This window comes from Micromonospora deserti, from assembly GCF_003236335.1.
Classification (GTDB): Bacteria; Actinomycetota; Actinomycetes; order Mycobacteriales; family Micromonosporaceae; genus Micromonospora; species Micromonospora deserti.
Window position 1 is genome coordinate 1 of the sequence record NZ_POUB01000127.1, and the last position, 16,944, is coordinate 16,944.

Below are 16,944 nucleotides of genomic sequence, written 5' to 3' on the forward strand. Positions count from 1 at the left end.
AGCCGAGGCCGGGGCCGGCCCCGGCTCCGGCTCCGGCTCCGGCTCCGGCTCCGGCCCCGGCCTCGGCTCCGGCCCCGCCACCACCCGCCGCGACCGACGCGGACGCCTGGCGGACGGCGGCCGACGAGGGGTGGACCCGTGCCCAGCGGGCCGCGGAGCCCGCCACCGGCGGGATCACCCGGTCCGGCCTGCCCAAGCGAGTGCCGCAGGCACAGCTCGTGCCCGGCGGCATCGAGTCGCGGAGCGGCCGGGACCGCGTCCGGCGCACGCCGGACGAAGTACGGGGCCTGTTGTCGGCCTACCACCGCGGCGTGCAGCGCGGGCGGGCGGCCGGAACGGACCAGGACAGCACCTCGACCAAGGAGACGAGCCGATGAACAGGCCAGCGGCCATGCAGGACATGGGTTGGTTGCTCACCAACTTCGCCGACAGCGTGGCGGGTATCGCCCACGTGGTGGCGGTGTCCGCCGACGGGCTGCTGCTCGCCTCCTCCCGGGATCTGCCCGGGGACCGGGCGGACCAGCTCGCGGCGATCACCTCGGGCGTGGTGAGCCTGACCGAGGGTGCCGCCCGGATGTTCAGCGCCGGCGGGGTGTTGCAGACGGTCATCGAGATGGACAGCGGCTACCTCTTCCTGATGTCGATCAGCGACGGGTCGTCGATGGCCGTGCTCGCGGCCCGTAGCTGCGACGTCGGGCAGGTGGGCTACGAGATGGCGTTGCTGGTCGAGCGGGTCGGCGCGGCGCTGGTGCCGCTGCCCCGGGACGTGGTGCGTTCGTGACGGGGGCGCGACGCGCGGCCCGCGCGTCGGCCGGCGACAACTGATCCGGTGCCCGTGGGCTCTGGCCGCGAGAGGAGGTGACCGCGGATGGAACATCGCCGTGAGGATCCGCGTGGCGCTCTCGTACGGCCGTACGCGGTCACCCGGGGGCGTACCGAGCCCCGGCAGGACATCGCCCTGGAGGCGGTGCTGAGCGCGAGTGCCACCGCGGTTGCCGAGGCGCGGTTCGCCGGGCACGACAAGTACCGCATCGCCACGGTCTGCGAGGGGCGGGCACAGTCGCTGGCCGAGGTCGCCGCGTACACCCGGATGCCGCTCGGCGTCACCCGGGTGCTGGTCGCCGACATGGTGGCCGAGGGCCTGCTGACGCTACACACTGCCGCTCCCGCCGAGGGGTTCGAGGAGCGGATGGAGATCCTTGGAAGGGTGTTAAGTGGACTTCGCAGGCTATGACCCCGCTGGGGCCCGCCAGCAGAGCCGGGGAATCATCTCCGCGAAGATCGTGATCGCGGGTGGCTTCGGCGTGGGCAAGACGACGCTGGTCGGCGCGATCTCGGAGATCACTCCGCTGACCACCGAGGCGGTGATGACCGCGGCCGGTGTCGGCATCGACGACCCGTCCAAGGTGCCCGGCAAGGAGACCACCACGGTCGCCATGGACTTCGGCCGGATCACCATGGCCGAGGACCTGATCCTCTACCTGTTCGGCACACCGGGCCAGACCCGATTCTGGTTCATGTGGGACGAGATCATCCGGGGCGCGGTGGGCGCGGCCGTCCTGGTGGACACCCGCCGGATCGCCGACGCCTTCGCGCCGCTGGACTATTTCGAGAACCGCAACCTGCCGTACGTGGTGGCGCTGAACCGGTTCGACGGCGCGCCGCAGTACGAGCTGGAGGAGGTCCGCGAGGCGCTGGCGATCTCGCCGGACGTGCCGCTGGTGATGTGCGACGCCCGGCAGCGCGAGTCGGTCAAGCAGGTGTTGGTGACCGTCGTCGAGCACGCCATGCTCCGCCTCGAGGCTGAGCACGGCCGGGGTTACCCGACCCCGGTGGGCTGACCGGGCCCGCCCGGCCGCCGGGCGGGCGCCGGGCACTCGCCAGCGCGGTGCCGGGCACCTGCCGTCGTGGGCGGGTGCCGGCAGACGGGTCGAGGGTCAGTCGACGCGGAGGCGGTAGCCCCGCTTGACGACGGTCTGCACCAGGTGGGGGGCGCGCAGGCCGGCGCGCAGCCGGGCCACCGCCATCTCCACCGCGTGCTCGTCCGCGCCGCGCGGCAGCGTACGTAGCAGCGCGGTGCGGGACAGCACCCGGCCGGGGGAGCTGGCCAGCGCCCGGAGCACCGCCATCGGGGCGGGGGCGAGCGGGCGCAGTTCGCCGTCCACCACGGCTGCGTGTCCGCGCAGGGTGAGCAGGTGACCCGCCGCCTTCAGGGTGACCGTCCGGCGGGGCAACTCGTCGATGATGGTCCGCACCAGGGCGCCCAACCGGGCCCGGTTCGGCGCGCTGACCGGCACCCCCCGCTGCAGCAGGGGCTCGGCGGTCACCGCGCCGACGCAACTGGCCAGCACGTCGGTGCGGAAGGCGTCCAGCACCGCCTCGCTACGCTCCCCGGCTGCCCGCAGCAGCGCCTCCGCCGCCGGTGCCGAGGTGAACGTGACCGCGTCGACCAGCCGACCGGCGACCAGGTCGATCAGCCGGTGCAGCGGGGCCGGGTCGGTCGGCGGCGCCCAGCGGTAGACCGGCACCTCGATCACCGTCGCCCCGGCCGCCTCCAGCGCCATCGTGCACTCCGGTTGCCGCTCGCCGTGCAGCTGCATGGCGATCACCTGCCCGGCCACGCCGCGCCGGCGGAGGTGGTCGACCACCTCGTCACAGCTCTCCGAGGCCGGTGACCACTGGTCGTGCAGGCCGGCGGCGCGGATCGCCCCCCGCGCCTTGGGGCCGCGCGCCACCACGTACGCCTCGCCGAGCACCGAGCGCAGCGGCTCGGCCAGCCCCCAACCCTCGGCGGCCTCCAGCCAGCCGCGCATGCCGATGCCGGTGTTCGCCATCAGGATGTCCGGCGGCCGGTCCAGGCAGGCCCGAGTGGCCTCCCGCAGCTCGGTGTCGTCGGCCAGCGGCACGATCCGCAGGGCCGGGGCGAGCACCACCCGGGCGCCCCGCCGCTGCAGCAGCGCGGCGAGTTCGTCCCGCCGCCGGTCGGCGGTCACCCCGATGGTGAAGCCGGCCAGTTCGTCGCGCATTCACCCCTCCTGTCGCAGCCGCACCTCGACCAGGCCGTCCCGGCAGCGCACCTCGTGCCGGGCCACGGAAATCCCGGGCAGGTCGAGGCACTCCCCGGTACGCAGGTCGTACACCTGCTTGTGCAGCGGGGAGGCGATGGTCGGCACCCCGCCCCGGCTGCCCACGATCCCCCGCGACAGCACGTACGCCCCGCCGACCGGGTCGAGGTTGTCGATGGCGAACAGCCCGTCGGCGGTGCGGAAGAGCGCCACCTGCACGCCGTCGACCAGCGCGGCCACCCCGCGGTCGGGTTCCAGCCGGTCCAGCGGGCAGACCACGGTCCAGCTCAGCATCGTCGCGGTGGTCATCGCCGCACCTCCGGAAGCCCCAGGGTCACCGGCTGCCGGACCGCGGACGCGGGCGGTCGGCCGCCCGCCGGCACCGGCTGTCCCCGTTCCAGCGCGAAGCTGATCGACGGGTCGGGCACGTCCGGCGCGTTGACGAAGGAGGCGAACCGGCGCAGCCGCTCCGGGTCGTCGAGCACGTCCCGCCATTCGTCCGAGTAGGACGCCACGTGCCGGGCCATCGCCTCGTCCAGTTCGGCGCAGAGGCCGAGCGAGTCGTCCACGATCACCGCGCGGAGGTGGTCGAGCCCGCCGTCCATCGCCTCGATCCAGGCGGCGGTGCGTTGCAGCCGGTCGGCGGTGCGGATGTAGAACATCAGGAACCGGTCGACGTAACGGACCAGATCCTCGGTGCTCAGGTCGGTGGCGAAGAGGTCGGCGTGCCGGGGCCGGAAGCCGCCGTTGCCGCCGACGTACAGGTTCCAGCCGGTCTCGGTGGCGATGATGCCGAAGTCCTTGCTGCGCGCCTCGGCGCACTCCCGGGCGCAGCCCGACACCGCCGATTTGATCTTGTGTGGGGCGCGCAGCCCCCGGTAGCGCAGCTCCAGGGCGATCGCCAGGCCGACCGAATCCTGCACCCCGTACCGGCACCAGGTCGACCCGACGCAGGACTTCACCGTGCGCAGCGCCTTGCCGTACGCGTGGCCGGACTCGAAGCCGGCGTCCACCAGCCGGCGCCAGATCTGGGGCAGCTGCTCCACCCGGGCCCCGAACAGGTCGATCCGCTGCCCGCCGGTGATCTTCGTGTAGAGCTGGAAGTCCCGGGCCACCTCGCCGATCACGATCAGCTTCTCCGGGGTGATCTCGCCGCCGGGGATCCGCGGGACCACCGAGTAGCTGCCGTCGCGTTGCAGGTTGGCCAGGAAGTGGTCGTTGGTGTCCTGCAACGACGCCTGCTCGCCGTCGAGCACGTGCCCGCTGCCCAGCGAGGCGAGGATCGAGGCGACGACCGGCTTGCAGATGTCGCAGCCGCGCCCGCGACCGTGCTCGGCCACCAGCCGGGAGAAGGTGCGGATGCCCCGGACCCGGACGATGTCGAAGAGCTCTTGGCGGCTCGCGTCGAAGTGCTCGCAGAGCGCCGTGGACTGCTTCACCCCGGCCGCGTCGAGCAGCTGCTTGAGCATCGGCACGCAGGAGCCACAGCTGGTGCCGGCCCGGGTGCACGCCTTCAGCGCCGGTACGTCCGCGCAGCCGCCGGCGATCGCCTCGTCGATGTCGGCCCGGGTGACCGCGTTGCAGGAGCAGACCTGGGCGGCGGCCGGGAGCGCGCCGGCCCCCGCACCGGCCGCGCCGTCCGGCGCGAGCAGCGCCAACGGGGGCGCGGGCAGCGGCCCGCCGACACTGGCCCGCAGCGTCGGGTACGCGCTCGCGTCACCGACCAGCACCCCACCGAGCAGGGTCTTCGCGTCGTCGGAGAGGACCAGCTTGGCGTAGACCCGGGTGGCCGGGTCGGTGAAGGTGACGTCGAGACAGCCCGTGGTGGCGCCGTGCGCGTCGCCGAACGACGCCACGTCCACGCCGAGCAGCTTGAGCTTGGTGGCGGTGTCCGCGCCGGGGAAGGTGGCCGCCCCGCCGACCAGCCGGTCGGCGACCACCTCGGCCATCGCGTACCCGGGGGCGACCAGGCCGTGGCAGGTGCCGTCGACCGCCGCGCACTCGCCGACCGCCCAGATCCGCTCGTCGGCGCTGCGGCAGGCCGCGTCGACCAGCACGCCGCCGCGCGGGCCGAGTGGCAGCCCGGCGGCCCGGGCCAGCTCGTCGCGGGGGCGGATGCCGGCCGCCACCACCACGATGTCGGTGTCGAGCACCGTGCCGTCGGCCAGCTCCAGCGCGGCGACCGTGCCGTCCGGGCCGGACCGCAGCGCGGTGGTGGCGACCCCGAGGTGGGTGGTCACGCCCAGCTCCTCGACGTACCGGCGGAGCATCGCGCCGCCGGCGGTATCGACCTGCACCGGCATCAGCCGGGGCGCGAACTCCACCACGCTGGTGGCCAGGCCGAGCAGGCGCAGCGCGTTCGCCGCCTCCAGCCCGAGCAGGCCACCGCCGATCACCGCGCCGGTATGCCGGCCCCGCGCGTGCTCGCGGATCGCCGCCAGGTCGTCCAGCGTGCGGTAGACGAAGACGCCGGGCAGCGCCACGCCGTCCACCGGTGGGACGAAGGCGTACGAGCCGGTGGCCAGCACCAGCGCGTCGTACGGGTACTCGCCGGCCGCGGTGGTCACCACCCGGCGGTCCCGGTCGACCGCGGTGACCGGCTCACCGAGTCGCAGCTCGACGCCCTCGTCGGGGGTGTGCAGGTTCAACTCGTCCGCACTCACCCCGTCGAAGAATGCCGAGAGCCGCACCCGGTCGTACGCCGGCCGGCTCTCCTCGGCCAGGACGGTCACCTGCCAGCGCCCCTGCGGGTCGCGGGCGCGCAGCGCGTCAACGAAGCGCTGCCCGACCATGCCGTTGCCGACGACGATCACCCTGCCGCCGTTCATCGCGTCACCTCCACCGAATCCGCTTCGGACAGCCAGTCGACGATGCCGGCGACCGCGTCCCGGCAGCCGCCGCAGCCGGTGCCGGCCCGGGTCGCCGCCACCATCGCGTCGACCGACCGGGCCCCGGCCCGCCAGCAGGCGACCAGCGCTCCCTTGCTGACCGTGTTGCACTGGCAGACGGTCGCCGCGTCGGGCATCAGCGCCGGGGACGCGGCGGGCGCCGAGGCCGCCCCGCCCAGGGCCCGGCCGAGTAGCAGGGAGCGCCGGTCGGCCGGCACCGGCTGGCCCCGGTCGAAGAGCTGGATCACCGTGCCGACCGCCGGGTTGTCGCCCAGCAGGATCGCGGCGGTCAACCGCTCGTCGTGGATGCGCAGCCGGGCGTACGTGCCGCGGGCCGGGTCGGCGAAGGTCAGCTCCTCGCCGGCCTCACCGCCGGTCGGGTCGCCCATCGCGGCGAGGTCGATGCCGGCCGCCTTGAGCCGGGTCACCGCCGGCCGGGGCCGGTAGCGGGCCAGCGGGTCCGCGCCGGTGAGCACCTGCGCCACCACCCGGGCCTGCGCCCAAGCCGGGGCGACCAGACCGGTGAGGGTGCCGTCGTGCTGGGCGCAGTCGCCGATCGCCGAGATCCGTCGGTCACTGGTGCGCAGCCGGTCGTCGACCAGCACGCCGCGCTCCACCGCCAGCCCGGCCGCCGAGGCGAGCGCGGTGTCGGGGCGTACCCCGCAGGAGAGCACCAGCAAATCGGCGGTGAGCGACCGGCCGTCGGCCAGGTCGAGGCGGACCCCGCTGGCGTCGGCGGCGACCGCGGTCGCCGCGACGGCGAGGTGGGTGGTCACCCCGAGGCCGGCCAGCGTGCCGGCCAGCACCGCGGCGCCGGCGGGGTCGAGCTGCCGTTCCATCAGGTACGGCACCGGGTGCACCACCTCGACGTCGAGCCCACGGGCGGCGAGCCCGCGGGCCGCCTCCAGCCCGAGCAGCCCGCCGCCGAGCACCAGCGCACGCCGGGCGCCCTCGGCCACGGCGAGGATGCGCCGGCAGTCGTCCAGGGTGCGGAACGGCACCACCCGCTCCGGCAGTTCGGGTCCGTCCAGGCCGGGCAGCGGCGGCACCAGCGCCCGGCTGCCGGTGGCGAGCACCAGGTGGTCGTAGGGGAGGTGGTCGTCCTCGGCGGTGTGCACCACCCGCCGGGCGCGGTCGATCGCGGTCACGGTCACCCCGGTCCGCAGGTCGACGCCCTGCCCGGCGACCTCGGCCAGCTCGACATCCGGCTCGCCGATCTTCCCGGCCAGCAGGGTGGAGAGCATGATCCGGTTGTACGCCGGGTGCGGTTCCGCGCCGAGCACGATGACCTTGCGGTCGCCGTCGCGGGCGTGCAGCTCGGCGGCGAGCCGGGAGCCGGCCATCCCGTTGCCCACGATCACCACGCGGTCGCTCATGGCCGCTCTCCGCTCCGCTCGCTCATGGCTCGTCCACCCTTTCCACCCGGACGGCGCAGATCTTGAATTCCGGCATCCCGGAGACCGGGTCGACGGCATCGTTGGTGACCGAGTTGGCGCGCGCCGTCCCGCCCCAGTGGAACGGGGCGAAGACCGTGTCCGGCCGGATCGCCGTGCTGAGCCGGGCCGGCGCGCGCAGCTCGCCCCGGCGGGAGACCACCCGCACCGGCTCGCCGTCGGCCACCCCGAGGCGCTCGGCCAGGTCCGGGTGCAGCTCGACGAAGGCGTCCGGGGCGGCCCGGCGCAGCGCGGCGACGCGCCGCGTCTGGGTGCCGGACTGGTACTGGGCCAGCACCCGGCCGGTGGTGAAGTGCAGCGGGTAGTCGGCGCAGACCTCCTCGGCCGCCGGCCGGTGCTCCACCGGGTGGAACCGGGCAAGTCCGTCCGGGGTGGCGAACCGGTCGGCGAAAAGCCGGGGGGTGTCCGGCCCGTCGTCGGTGGGGCAGGGCCACCAGACCCCGTCCGCCGCGTCGATCCGCTCCCAGCTCACCCCGGCGTAGTCCGCCGGGCCGCCGGCCGAGGCACGCCGCAACTCGTCGAAGACGAGGTACGGGTCGGTCGGGAACTCGGGCTTCGCTGCCAGCCGTTGCGCCAGGTCGGCGAGGATCGCCAGGTCGGTCCGGACGCCCGGCGGTGGTTCCCGCAGCGCCCGGCGGCGCAGCACCCGGCCCTCCAGATTGGTCATCGTGCCGTCCTCCTCGGCCCACTGCGCGGTGGGCAGCACCACGTCGGCCAGCGCGGCCGTCTCGGAGAGCAGGAAGTCGGCGACCACCAGCAGGTCGAGGTCGCGCAGCCGGCGTTCGATCCGGGCGGCCCGGGGCGCGGAGACCACCGGGTTGGAGCCGAAGACCAGCAGCGCCTTCGGCCCGTCCGGGGTGCCCAACGAGTCCAGCAGCCGGTACGCCGGCACCCCCGGCCCGGGCAGTTCCTCGGCCGGCACGCCCCACACCCCGGCGACGTGCTCCCGGGCGGCCGGGTCGTCGATCCGCCGGTACCCGGGGAGCTGGTCGGCCTTCTGCCCGTGCTCCCGCCCGCCCTGGCCGTTGCCCTGCCCGGTCAGGCAGCCGTAGCCGGAGCCGGGGCGGCCGGGCAGGCCGAGGGCGAGCGCCAGGTTGACGAAGGCGGTGACCGTGTCGACGCCCTTGGCGTGCTGCTCGGCGCCGCGGGCGGTGAGAATGATCACGCGGTCGGCGGTGCCCAGCGCCCGGGCGGTCTCCTCCAGGTCGGCTACCGGCACCCCGGAGAGCGCCTCGGCGCGGGCCGGCCACCAGGCGGCCACGCTGCGGCGGACGGCCTCGAAACCGGTGGTGCGGGCGGCGACGTAGTCCCGGTCGACCCAGCCCTCGGTGAGCGCGATGTGCAGCAGCGCGTTCGCCACCGCCAGATCGGTGCCGGGCAGCGGCTGCAGGTGCAGGTCGGCCTGGCGCGCGGTGGCGGTGAGCCGGGGGTCGACCACGATCAGCTTTCCGCCGCGCTGGCGCTGCTCGGTCAGCCAGCGCACCAGCGGTGGCATGGTCTCCGCCGGGTTCGCGCCGACCAGCAGCAGGGTGTCGGCCGAGCCGAGGTCGGCGAGCGGGAACGGCAGCCCGCGGTCCACGCCGAAGGCGCGCATCCCCGCGGCCGCCGCCGAGGACATGCAGAACCGCCCGTTGTAGTCGATGTACCGGGTGCGCAGCGCGGTGCGGGCGAACTTGCCGAGCGCGTACGCCTTCTCGTTGGTGAGGCCGCCGCCGCCGAAGACGGCGACCGCGTCCGGCCCGGGTCCGGCCTGGACGGCGCGTAGCCCGGTGACGATCCGGTTCAGGGCGGCGTCCCAGCTCGCCGGGCGCAACTCGCCGCTGGCCGGGTCGCGGAGCAGCGGGGTGGTCAGCCGTTCGGGGTGGTCGAGCAGTTCCGCGGCGGTCCAGCCCTTCTGGCAGAGGCCGCCCCGGTTGGTGGGGAACTGCCGGGGGAGCACCGTGACAGCGCCGGTCTCCTCCTCGCGCAGCGTCATCCCGCACTGGAGGGCGCAGTACGGGCAGTGCGTCGCCACCTCCCGGGGCGTCCGCCCCGGTCGAGTCGTCGGCTGTGCACCGTCTGTCATGTCGGCAAAGCGTGCCGCCGGGCCGTTTCCGGTCCGGGTCTCTTCTGTTTCGGTCCTGTCAAGAGCCCCTCACACCGTACGGGGGGACCGGGCCGGCTCCCGTGGTTATAATGTGGGAAATCTGTCCCATATTCTAGGAGGCGGGCATGAGTGTGGCGGCGGCCTTCGACGCGGTGGCGGGCAGCTACGACGCGGCCCGCCGCCGGTTGGTGCCCTGCTTCGACGCCTTCTACGGCACCGCGGTGGAGGTGGCGGCGCCGCCGTTGCGGGCCGCGCTGGCGTCGGGGCGTACCCCCGAGGTGCTGGACCTGGGCGCGGGCACCGGGCTGCTCTCGCTGCTGATCGCCGCGGCGGTGCCCGGGGTGCGGGTGACCCTGGTCGACGGCGCGCCGGCGATGCTTGCCGTCGCCGCCGGCCACCTGCGGGCCCGGGCGGTGCCGCACCGCACGGTGCGGGCCGATCTGGCCCACCCGCTCCCCGCCGGCCGCTACCACGCGGTGGTCAGCGCGCTGGCCATCCACCACCTCGACGACGCCGGCAAGCGGACGCTCTACCGCCGGGCGGTCGAGGCGCTGGTGCCCGGTGGAGTGTTCGTCAACGCCGAGCAGGTGGCCGGCCCGACCCCGGCGCTCGACCGGCGGTACGACGAGGTCTGGACGTCCCGGATCACCGAGCTGGGCTCCGACGCGGCGGAGCTCGCCGGTGCCCGGGAGCGGATGCGGCACGACCGGCCGGCCACCGTCGGCGACCAGTGCCGCTGGCTGGGCGAGGCCGGTCTGGTCGACGTGGACTGCTTCTTCAAGGAGTGGCGGTTCGCCGTCTTCGGCGGTCACCGCCCGCCAGCCTGACCCGCCCACCCACCGGTCGGGCCCCGCCGGCGCCGTTTGACCGGTTCGCCGACCGGCGCGAAGCGGGATGACTGGCGGTCATACCAGTGGGTATTCTCTCCGGCATGACGGCCAAGGTGACCCTGTCGTTCTCCGACGAGACGATCGAGGAGGCCCGGCGGTTCGCCAAGCGCGAAGGGCTCTCCCTCTCCGCCTGGATGGACCAGGCGGCCCGGGAGAAGGCGCTGCGCGAGGTCTTCACCGCGCACGCCGCCGCCGTCGGCCGGGCCGGGCTCGACCTGGAGTCCGCCGCCCTCGCCGACGCCCGCGAGGTGGACATGGTCGACGACCTGCTCTTCGGCGGGCGCCCGCGTGCTGCGTAGGGGCGAGATCTGGCGCATCTCCGGCGCCCGGGAACGGTTTGGCCTGGTCATCAGCTCCGACGTCTACAACTCCACCGACGTGCCGATCGTGATCGTCGCCGAGGTCGTCGAGGAGTCGCTGCTGCGCGACTCGCCGCTCGCCGTGCCGATGGGCGGCTACGTGGTGATGCCCGACCGGCTCTCCTCTCCGATGAAACAGTGGTTCACCGAGTGCGTGGACATCGCCGACACCGACACCATGCGGAAGGTCGGTCGGGCGCTGCGCATCCTGCAGGAGCTCTGAGCCGCCGGCGCCCGGCGGCGAGGCGGCGCATCTCACCGACCGGCAACCGGGTCGGTGCGTGCGCCGTTGCGTGCTCGAATTCCAGGACGAACGCTCCGGTAACGGCCGCTGCCTAGCGTGCTGCCGGGATCGCTCGACGCCGGCCGGGCCGGTGGGTCGTGCGGACCACGACATCGCACGGCCGGAAGGAGCGCCCGATGACCACTACGAGCGTGCAGCCCAACACCGCTGACGAGATCGACCTACAACACCGGCCGGGCCGGTGGATCGGCCACTGGGCCCCGGAGGACCCGGGTTTCTGGCGCGCCGTCGGCAGCCGGATCGCCCGGCGTAACCTCATCTACTCGATCTTCGCGGAGCACATCGGCTTCTCGGTGTGGTTGCTCTGGAGCATCGTCGTGGTCCGGCTGGACGACGTCGGCTGGCAACTGACCACCAGTCAGGCGCTCTGGCTGACCGCCGTGCCCAGCGGCGTCGGCGCGCTGCTACGGCTGCCGTACACCTTCGCCGTCCCGGTGTTCGGCGGGCGCAACTGGACGATCATCTCGGCGCTGCTGCTGATCATCCCGTGCGCCGGCCTGGCCTGGGCGGTCCAGCACCCCGAGATCGGCTTCCTGCCGCTGGTGCTCATCGCCGCCACCGCCGGCTTCGGCGGGGGCAACTTCGCCTCCAGCATGGCGAACATCTCCTTCTTCTATCCGGAGCGGGAGAAGGGCTGGGCGCTCGGCCTCAACGCTGCCGGCGGCAACATCGGCGTGGCCGTGGTGCAGTTCCTGGTGCCACAGGTGATCGTCCTCGGTGGCGGGCTCGCGCTGGCCCGGGCCGGCCTGATGTACATCCCGCTGGCGGTGATCGCGGCGGTGTGTGCCTTCCTGTTCATGGACAACCTCGTCGAGGCCAAGGCCGACGTCGGGCCGGTCTGGGCGTCCCTGCGCCACCGCGACACCTGGATCATGTCGCTGCTGTACATCGGCACCTTCGGCTCCTTCATCGGCTACTCGGCCGCCTTCCCGACCCTGCTCACGTCGGTGTTCGGGCGGCCCGACATCGCTCTGGCCTGGGCGTTCCTCGGCGCCGGCGTCGGCTCGGTGTTCCGCCCGCTCGGTGGCCGGCTCTCCGATGTCGTGGGCGGCGCCCGGGTCACCGTGGCCAGCTTCGTGCTGATGGCCGGTGGGGCGTACCTGGCCCTGTGGTCGGTCGAGGGGCGCCGGCTGGGGGTCTTCTTCGTGGCCTTCATGCTGCTCTTCATCGCGACCGGGATCGGCAACGGCTCGACCTACCGGATGATCTCCCGGATCTTCCAGGTCAAGGGGGAGGACCTGGGCGGTTCGCCGGAGACCATGCTGGCCATGCGGCGCCAGGCGGCCGGCGCTCTCGGGATCATCTCCTCTGTCGGCGCCTTCGGCGGCTTCCTCGTCCCCATCTGCTACGCCTGGGCGAAGTCGACCTACGGCGGGATCCAGCCGGCGCTCCGGTTCTACGTCGGGTTCTTCCTGCTGCTGCTCCTGGTGACCTGGGTCGCGTACGTGCGGCCGGGGTCCCGGATGGCACGCGCCGGGGTGTGACGCTGGTCATGGCGCGGGGGTCCGGCGCGCTCGCCGGGCCCCCGCTTTGACCTGCCGTCAGGGTGCCCGGTATCGTTGCCTGCTGTTGTACGACATCCAGCGGCGTGCCACCTGAGGTACGCTTGGTCGTTCGTGCGCGCCCGGTCACCTCGGCGCGCGACCCCAGACCGACGACGAGACAAGGTAGACCTGTGCGTACGTACAGCCCGAAGCCGGGTGAGATCGAGCGTCAGTGGCACGTCATCGACGCCTCTGACGTCGTGCTGGGCCGCCTGGCCACCCACGCCGCCACGTTGCTGCGCGGTAAGCACAAGCCGACTTTCGCGCCGCACGTCGACACGGGCGACTTCGTCGTCATCGTGAACGCGGGCAAGGTGGCGCTGACCGGCAACAAGCGGCAGCAGAAGATCGCCTACCGCCACTCCGGCTACCCGGGTGGTCTGAAGCAGGTCGGCTACGACGAGCTGCTGGCCAAGCGCCCCGAGCGGGCCATCGAGCTGGCCGTCAAGGGCATGCTCCCGCACAACAAGCTCGGCCGTAAGCTCATCAAGAAGCTGAAGGTCTACGCCGGTGCCGAGCACCCGCACGGCGCGCAGCAGCCGGTGCCGTTCGAGATCAAGCAGATCGCGCAGTGAGCGCGGGCGAAGGAATCAGCATGACCGACATCACCGCCACCGAGGTTGCCCCCGAGGCCACCGAGGCGCCGGCGCCCGTCGCCCGCGCGCCTCGTGGTGACCGGCCGATCCAGACCGTGGGTCGCCGGAAGGAGGCCATCGTCCGGGTCCGTATCGTGCCGGGCACCGGCAAGATCACCTGCAACGGCCGCGACCTCGAGGCCTACTTCCCGAGCAAGGTGCACCAGCAGCTGATCAAGGACCCGCTGGTAACCGCCGAGAAGCCCGAGGCGTTCGACGTCATCGCCAACCTGCGGGGCGGCGGCACCACCGGGCAGGCCGGCGCGCTGCGCCTGGCCATCGCCCGGGCCCTGATCGTCAGCGAGCCGGACGACCGCCCGGCGCTGAAGAAGGCCGGCTTCCTCACCCGCGACGCGCGGGTCAAGGAGAGCAAGAAGTACGGCCTCAAGAAGGCCCGCAAGGCTCCCCAGTACTCGAAGCGCTGACCTTCAGCGGCACGTTGTACTTCTGACGGACGGCCGGACCCCCTCGCCCTCGACCGGGGAGGTGGTCCGGCCGTTCCGCTTTTCTCTCATTGGCTGCTTCACCGGAGGTTGGCGGGTATGGGCCGGTTGTTCGGCACGGACGGCGTACGCGGGCGGGCGAACGCCGATCTCACCCCCGAGTTGGCGCTCGCGGTGGCGGTCGCCGCCGCCCACACGCTGGCGGAGTCGGACCGGAGCCATCCCCCGCTGGCCGTGGTCGGGCGGGACACCCGGGCCAGCGGCGAGATGCTGGAAGCCGCCGTGGTGGCCGGGCTCACCAGCGCCGGCGCCAACGTGGTCCGGGTGGGCGTGCTGCCGACCCCGGCCGTGGCGTTCCTCACCGCCGAGGCCAAGGCCGACCTGGGTGTGATGCTCTCCGCCTCGCACAACCCGATGCCGGACAACGGGATCAAGCTCTTCGCCGCCGGCGGGCACAAGCTGCCCGACGAGATCGAGATGCAGATCGAGGCGGCCGTCGAGGCGAACGCCACCACCGCCTGGGAGCGCCCGGTGGGGGCCGGCGTGGGGCGGGTGCACGACCTGCTCGACGGCGCCGACCACTACGTGCAGCACCTGGTCGGCACCGTGCCGCACCGCCTCGACGGAATCAAGGTCGTGGTCGACTGCGCCAACGGCGCGGCCGCTGAGGTGGCCCCGGCGGCGTACCGGGAGGCCGGCGCGGAGGTCATCGCGATCCACGCCGAGCCCGACGGGCTCAACATCAACGACGACTGCGGCTCCAACCACATCGAGGCGCTGCGCGCCGCGGTGGTCGAGCACCGCGCGCACCTGGGCCTCGCCCACGACGGCGACGCCGACCGGTGCGTCGCGGTGACCGCCGAGGGCGACGAGGTCGACGGCGACCAGGTGATGGCGATCCTCGCGCTCGCCATGCGGGAGGCCGGCACCCTCACCGAGGACACCCTGGTGGCCACGGTGATGAGCAACCTCGGCCTGCGGCTGGCGATGTCCCAGGAGGGCATCCGGCTGGTCGAGACCAAGGTCGGCGACCGGTACGTGCTGGAGGAACTGCGCGCCTCCGGGCTGGCGCTCGGCGGCGAGCAGAGCGGGCACATCGTCATGCCCGCGTACGCGACCACCGGCGACGGCGTGCTGACCGGGCTGCACCTGATGTCCCGGATGGCGGCGACCGGGAAGTCCCTGGCGGAGCTGGCCACGGTGATCAACCGGCTGCCCCAGGTGCTGATCAACGTGCCGGTGGCCGACCGTACGGTCGGCGCGACCGCGCCCGCCGTCCGGGCCGAGGTCGAGCGGGCGGAGGCGGAGCTGGGCGAGACCGGCCGGGTGCTGCTCCGTCCGTCGGGCACCGAGCCGCTGGTGCGGGTCATGGTCGAGGCCGCCACCGAGCACACCGCCCGTGCGGTCGCCGAGCGCATCGCCGGCGCCGTCCGGGTGGCCAGCCCCGCGCCCGCCTAGCCGGCGGCGTTGGCCGGCAGCCCGCGCAGCCGGGTGACCGCCTCGGTGAGCACCTCCGGGCGCTTGCAGAAGGCGAACCGGACCAGCCGGCGACCGGCCTCCGCGTCGTCGTAGAAGACCTGCGTCGGGACGGCCACCACGCCGCACCGCTCGGGCAGCGACCGGCAGAACTCCACCCCGTCCCGCCCGCCGAGGGCGGTGACGTCCGCGGTGACGAAGTACGTCCCCTCCGGCGCGAGCACCTGGAACCCGGCCTCGGCCAGGCCGGCGACGAGCTGGTCACGCCGGGCCTGCATGCCGGCGCGGAAATCGGCGAAGTAGTCGTCGGGCAGGGCCAGCGCCACCGCGACCGCCGGCTGCAACGGCGCGGCGTTGACGAAGGTGAGGAACTGTTTCACCCGCAGTACCGCCGAGACCAGCGCGGCAGGGCCGCTCACCCAGCCGACCTTCCAGCCGGTGCAGGAGAACGTCTTGCCGGCCGAGGAGATCCGTAGGGTCCGCTCGCGCATCCCGGGCAGGGTCGCCAGCGGCAGGTGGCCGCTCGCGGCGTCGGTGAAGACCAGGTGCTCGTACACCTCGTCGGTCACCGCGTACGCGCCGTGCTCGCGGCACAGCTCGGCGATCAGCGCCAGCTCGGCCGGGGTGAACACCTTGCCGGTCGGGTTGTGCGGGGAGTTGAGCAGCACCAGCCGGGTCCGTGGGCCGAACGCGGCACGCAGCGCAGCGGGGTCGAACGCGTACCGGCCGTCGGCGGCGGGGCGCAGCGTGACCGGCCGCCGGACCGCGCCGGCCAGCGCGATCGAGGCGGCGTACGAGTCGTAGTACGGCTCGAAGCAGACCACCTCGTCACCCGGCTCACAGAGACCGAGGATCGCCGCGGCGACCGCCTCGGTGGCCCCCGCGGTCACCACGATCTCGCCGTCCGGGTCGTACTCCAGCCCCCAGAACCGGCGCTGGTGCGCGGCCACCGCCGCGCGCAGCGCCGGGATCCCCGGGCCCGGCGGGTACTGGTTTTGGCCGGTGCGCAGCGCCTCGGCCGCGGCGGCGAGCATTTCCGGCGGGCCGTCGGTGTCCGGGAACCCCTGCCCGAGGTTGACCGCCCCGGTCCGGACGGCGAGGGCGGACATCTCGGCGAAGATGGTCGTCCCGAACGGGCGCATCCGGGCCACCAGCGGGTCGACATCGGCGGTCGTCGTCACGCCCGCCAGCCTACGGCCCGCCGGTCCCGGGGCAACCCGCCGCTCAGCCGGTGCAGTTGACCGCCCAGTCGCTCGCGTCCTCGGCGACCCGGGCCCCGTCGACGGTGACCCGGCAGGCGATCGTCGCCTCCCCGTCGGAGTTGCTGGCCAGCACCATGACCCGGTTGTCGTCGTGCATCCGCAGGCGCTGCCGCCAGGGCAGCTTCACCCGCTCGACCTGGATGAAGTCCCCGTTGGCGTCGTAGTACTCCAGGTCCGCCGGCCCGTCGCCGGTCACCTCGTACACGACGGTGACCTTGCCCGGCCCGTCGGACGGCGTCTGTGCTGGCCGCAGCGTCGGGGTGGACTCCGCCGTCGGCCAGCCGCCGACCTCCGGCTCCTCGTCGTCGTCATAGGGGTCGTAGTACGGCTCCTCGGCGTACGGGTCGCCGGAGTAGCGCCCCTCGGCGCCGACCAGCCAACCCGCGACGCCGAGGCAGGCGCAGAAGCCGAAGACCAGGACCGTGGCCGCGGCCACGACGATCCCGATGACCGTGGAACGGGTGGTCGAGCCGCGCGGCGGTGCCGGCGGGCCGTACGGCGGCGGGTACCCGGGTGGGAGGTGGACCGGCGGCACCGC

The 16,944-nt window shown here is 73.8% G+C and carries 17 protein-coding genes and 1 pseudogene; 11 read left to right on the forward strand and 7 right to left on the reverse strand.

Annotated features, from left to right (window positions below):
- The 4 genes and pseudogenes from C1I99_RS18250 to C1I99_RS18265 all read left to right on the forward strand — a co-directional run.
- A pseudogene (locus C1I99_RS18250) lies at window positions 1-377 on the forward strand (ATPase); the annotation flags it as partial.
- The gene (locus C1I99_RS18255; RefSeq protein WP_111135430.1) at window positions 374-781 is read left to right on the forward strand and encodes a roadblock/LC7 domain-containing protein; all 408 of its coding nucleotides are present in this window, start codon (window positions 374-376) and stop codon (window positions 779-781) included. The pseudogene C1I99_RS18250 and the gene C1I99_RS18255, both read left to right, overlap by 4 nt.
- A gap of 87 nt (window positions 782-868) precedes the next feature.
- Window positions 869-1,234 carry a DUF742 domain-containing protein gene (locus C1I99_RS18260; protein ID WP_111135431.1) on the forward strand — a complete coding sequence of 122 codons (366 nt, stop codon included), beginning with the start codon at window positions 869-871 and terminating at the stop codon, window positions 1,232-1,234.
- A complete protein-coding gene (locus C1I99_RS18265) occupies window positions 1,215-1,841 on the forward strand; it encodes a GTP-binding protein (protein ID WP_111135432.1) in 627 nt (208 codons plus the stop codon). Before C1I99_RS18260 ends, C1I99_RS18265 begins: the two co-directional genes overlap by 20 nt.
- Window positions 1,842-1,937: 96 nt before the next feature.
- Here C1I99_RS18265 and C1I99_RS18270 read toward each other — a convergent pair whose 3' ends face one another.
- Genes C1I99_RS18270 through C1I99_RS18290 form a run of 5 tightly spaced genes read right to left on the reverse strand, consistent with a single transcriptional unit; the run spans window position 1,938 to window position 9,472 of the window.
- Entirely contained in the window at window positions 1,938-3,026 is a 1,089-nt protein-coding gene (locus C1I99_RS18270; RefSeq protein ID WP_111135433.1) for a uroporphyrinogen-III synthase, read from the reverse strand.
- Window positions 3,027-3,374 (reverse strand): nitrite reductase small subunit NirD, encoded by a 348-nt coding sequence (gene nirD, locus C1I99_RS18275; RefSeq protein WP_111135434.1) that lies wholly within the window; start codon window positions 3,372-3,374, stop codon window positions 3,027-3,029. It abuts the gene before it with no gap.
- Window positions 3,371-5,893, reverse strand: coding sequence for a nitrite reductase large subunit NirB (gene nirB, locus C1I99_RS18280; protein WP_111135435.1), 2,523 nt, complete (start codon window positions 5,891-5,893; stop codon window positions 3,371-3,373). The genes nirD and nirB overlap by 4 nt, the downstream gene beginning before the upstream one ends.
- Complete coding sequence (locus C1I99_RS18285) at window positions 5,890-7,329, reverse strand: FAD-dependent oxidoreductase (RefSeq protein ID WP_111135436.1); 1,440 nt, start codon at window positions 7,327-7,329, stop codon at window positions 5,890-5,892. The genes nirB and C1I99_RS18285 overlap by 4 nt, the downstream gene beginning before the upstream one ends.
- 22 nt (window positions 7,330-7,351) lie before the next feature.
- Window positions 7,352-9,472 (reverse strand): molybdopterin oxidoreductase family protein, encoded by a 2,121-nt coding sequence (locus tag C1I99_RS18290; protein ID WP_111135437.1) that lies wholly within the window; start codon window positions 9,470-9,472, stop codon window positions 7,352-7,354.
- A 146-nt stretch (window positions 9,473-9,618) separates the two neighbouring features.
- On the opposite strand from C1I99_RS18290, the gene C1I99_RS18295 reads away from it, so the two are divergent.
- The 7 genes from C1I99_RS18295 to glmM all read left to right on the forward strand — a co-directional run bounded on the left by C1I99_RS18295 (window position 9,619) and on the right by glmM (window position 15,126).
- A complete protein-coding gene (locus C1I99_RS18295) occupies window positions 9,619-10,320 on the forward strand; it encodes a class I SAM-dependent methyltransferase (RefSeq protein WP_111135438.1) in 702 nt (233 codons plus the stop codon).
- Window positions 10,321-10,424: 104 nt separating this feature from the next.
- Window positions 10,425-10,682 carry a DUF6364 family protein gene (locus tag C1I99_RS18300; protein ID WP_111135439.1) on the forward strand — a complete coding sequence of 86 codons (258 nt, stop codon included), beginning with the start codon at window positions 10,425-10,427 and terminating at the stop codon, window positions 10,680-10,682.
- Window positions 10,672-10,965 carry a type II toxin-antitoxin system PemK/MazF family toxin gene (locus C1I99_RS18305; protein ID WP_111135440.1) on the forward strand — a complete coding sequence of 98 codons (294 nt, stop codon included), beginning with the start codon at window positions 10,672-10,674 and terminating at the stop codon, window positions 10,963-10,965. The genes C1I99_RS18300 and C1I99_RS18305 overlap by 11 nt, the downstream gene beginning before the upstream one ends.
- A gap of 197 nt (window positions 10,966-11,162) precedes the next feature.
- A complete protein-coding gene (locus C1I99_RS18310; RefSeq protein ID WP_111135441.1) occupies window positions 11,163-12,530 on the forward strand; it encodes an MFS transporter in 1,368 nt (455 codons plus the stop codon).
- 191 nt (window positions 12,531-12,721) lie between these two features.
- Window positions 12,722-13,165, forward strand: coding sequence for a 50S ribosomal protein L13 (rplM, locus tag C1I99_RS18315; RefSeq protein ID WP_111135442.1), 444 nt, complete (start codon window positions 12,722-12,724; stop codon window positions 13,163-13,165).
- 20 nt (window positions 13,166-13,185) lie between these two features.
- Window positions 13,186-13,650, forward strand: coding sequence for a 30S ribosomal protein S9 (rpsI, locus tag C1I99_RS18320; RefSeq protein ID WP_018784602.1), 465 nt, complete (start codon window positions 13,186-13,188; stop codon window positions 13,648-13,650).
- 117 nt (window positions 13,651-13,767) lie between these two features.
- Window positions 13,768-15,126, forward strand: coding sequence for a phosphoglucosamine mutase (gene glmM / locus C1I99_RS18325; RefSeq protein ID WP_111135443.1), 1,359 nt, complete (start codon window positions 13,768-13,770; stop codon window positions 15,124-15,126).
- Here the strand turns inward: glmM and C1I99_RS18330 are convergent.
- Together C1I99_RS18330 and C1I99_RS18335 are read right to left on the reverse strand one after the other, a co-directional pair.
- Window positions 15,123-16,325 carry a pyridoxal phosphate-dependent aminotransferase gene (locus C1I99_RS18330; protein ID WP_111135444.1) on the reverse strand — a complete coding sequence of 401 codons (1,203 nt, stop codon included), beginning with the start codon at window positions 16,323-16,325 and terminating at the stop codon, window positions 15,123-15,125. The two genes, glmM and C1I99_RS18330, sit on opposite strands and share 4 nt — an antisense overlap.
- 43 nt (window positions 16,326-16,368) lie before the next feature.
- A partial coding sequence (locus C1I99_RS18335) for an MmpS family transport accessory protein (RefSeq protein ID WP_233512574.1) occupies window positions 16,369-16,944 on the reverse strand: 576 nt, incomplete at its 5' end.

What these genes read in the sequence shown, in the direction of transcription:
- C1I99_RS18260 (WP_111135431.1), top strand. Translation starts at nt 869, where the DNA reads ATGGAACATCGCCGTGAGGATCCGCGTGGCGCTCTCGTACGGCCGTAC.
- C1I99_RS18300 (WP_111135439.1), top strand. Translation starts at nt 10,425, where the DNA reads ATGACGGCCAAGGTGACCCTGTCGTTCTCCGACGAGACGATCGAGGAG.
- C1I99_RS18295 (WP_111135438.1), top strand. Translation starts at nt 9,619, where the DNA reads ATGAGTGTGGCGGCGGCCTTCGACGCGGTGGCGGGCAGCTACGACGCG.
- rpsI (WP_018784602.1), top strand. Translation starts at nt 13,186, where the DNA reads ATGACCGACATCACCGCCACCGAGGTTGCCCCCGAGGCCACCGAGGCG.
- C1I99_RS18290 (WP_111135437.1), bottom strand. Translation starts at nt 9,472, where the DNA reads ATGACAGACGGTGCACAGCCGACGACTCGACCGGGGCGGACGCCCCGG.
- glmM (WP_111135443.1), top strand. Translation starts at nt 13,768, where the DNA reads ATGGGCCGGTTGTTCGGCACGGACGGCGTACGCGGGCGGGCGAACGCC.
- C1I99_RS18270 (WP_111135433.1), bottom strand. Translation starts at nt 3,026, where the DNA reads ATGCGCGACGAACTGGCCGGCTTCACCATCGGGGTGACCGCCGACCGG.
- C1I99_RS18255 (WP_111135430.1), top strand. Translation starts at nt 374, where the DNA reads ATGAACAGGCCAGCGGCCATGCAGGACATGGGTTGGTTGCTCACCAAC.
- nirB (WP_111135435.1), bottom strand. Translation starts at nt 5,893, where the DNA reads ATGAACGGCGGCAGGGTGATCGTCGTCGGCAACGGCATGGTCGGGCAG.
- nirD (WP_111135434.1), bottom strand. Translation starts at nt 3,374, where the DNA reads ATGACCACCGCGACGATGCTGAGCTGGACCGTGGTCTGCCCGCTGGAC.
- C1I99_RS18310 (WP_111135441.1), top strand. Translation starts at nt 11,163, where the DNA reads ATGACCACTACGAGCGTGCAGCCCAACACCGCTGACGAGATCGACCTA.
- C1I99_RS18285 (WP_111135436.1), bottom strand. Translation starts at nt 7,329, where the DNA reads ATGAGCGACCGCGTGGTGATCGTGGGCAACGGGATGGCCGGCTCCCGG.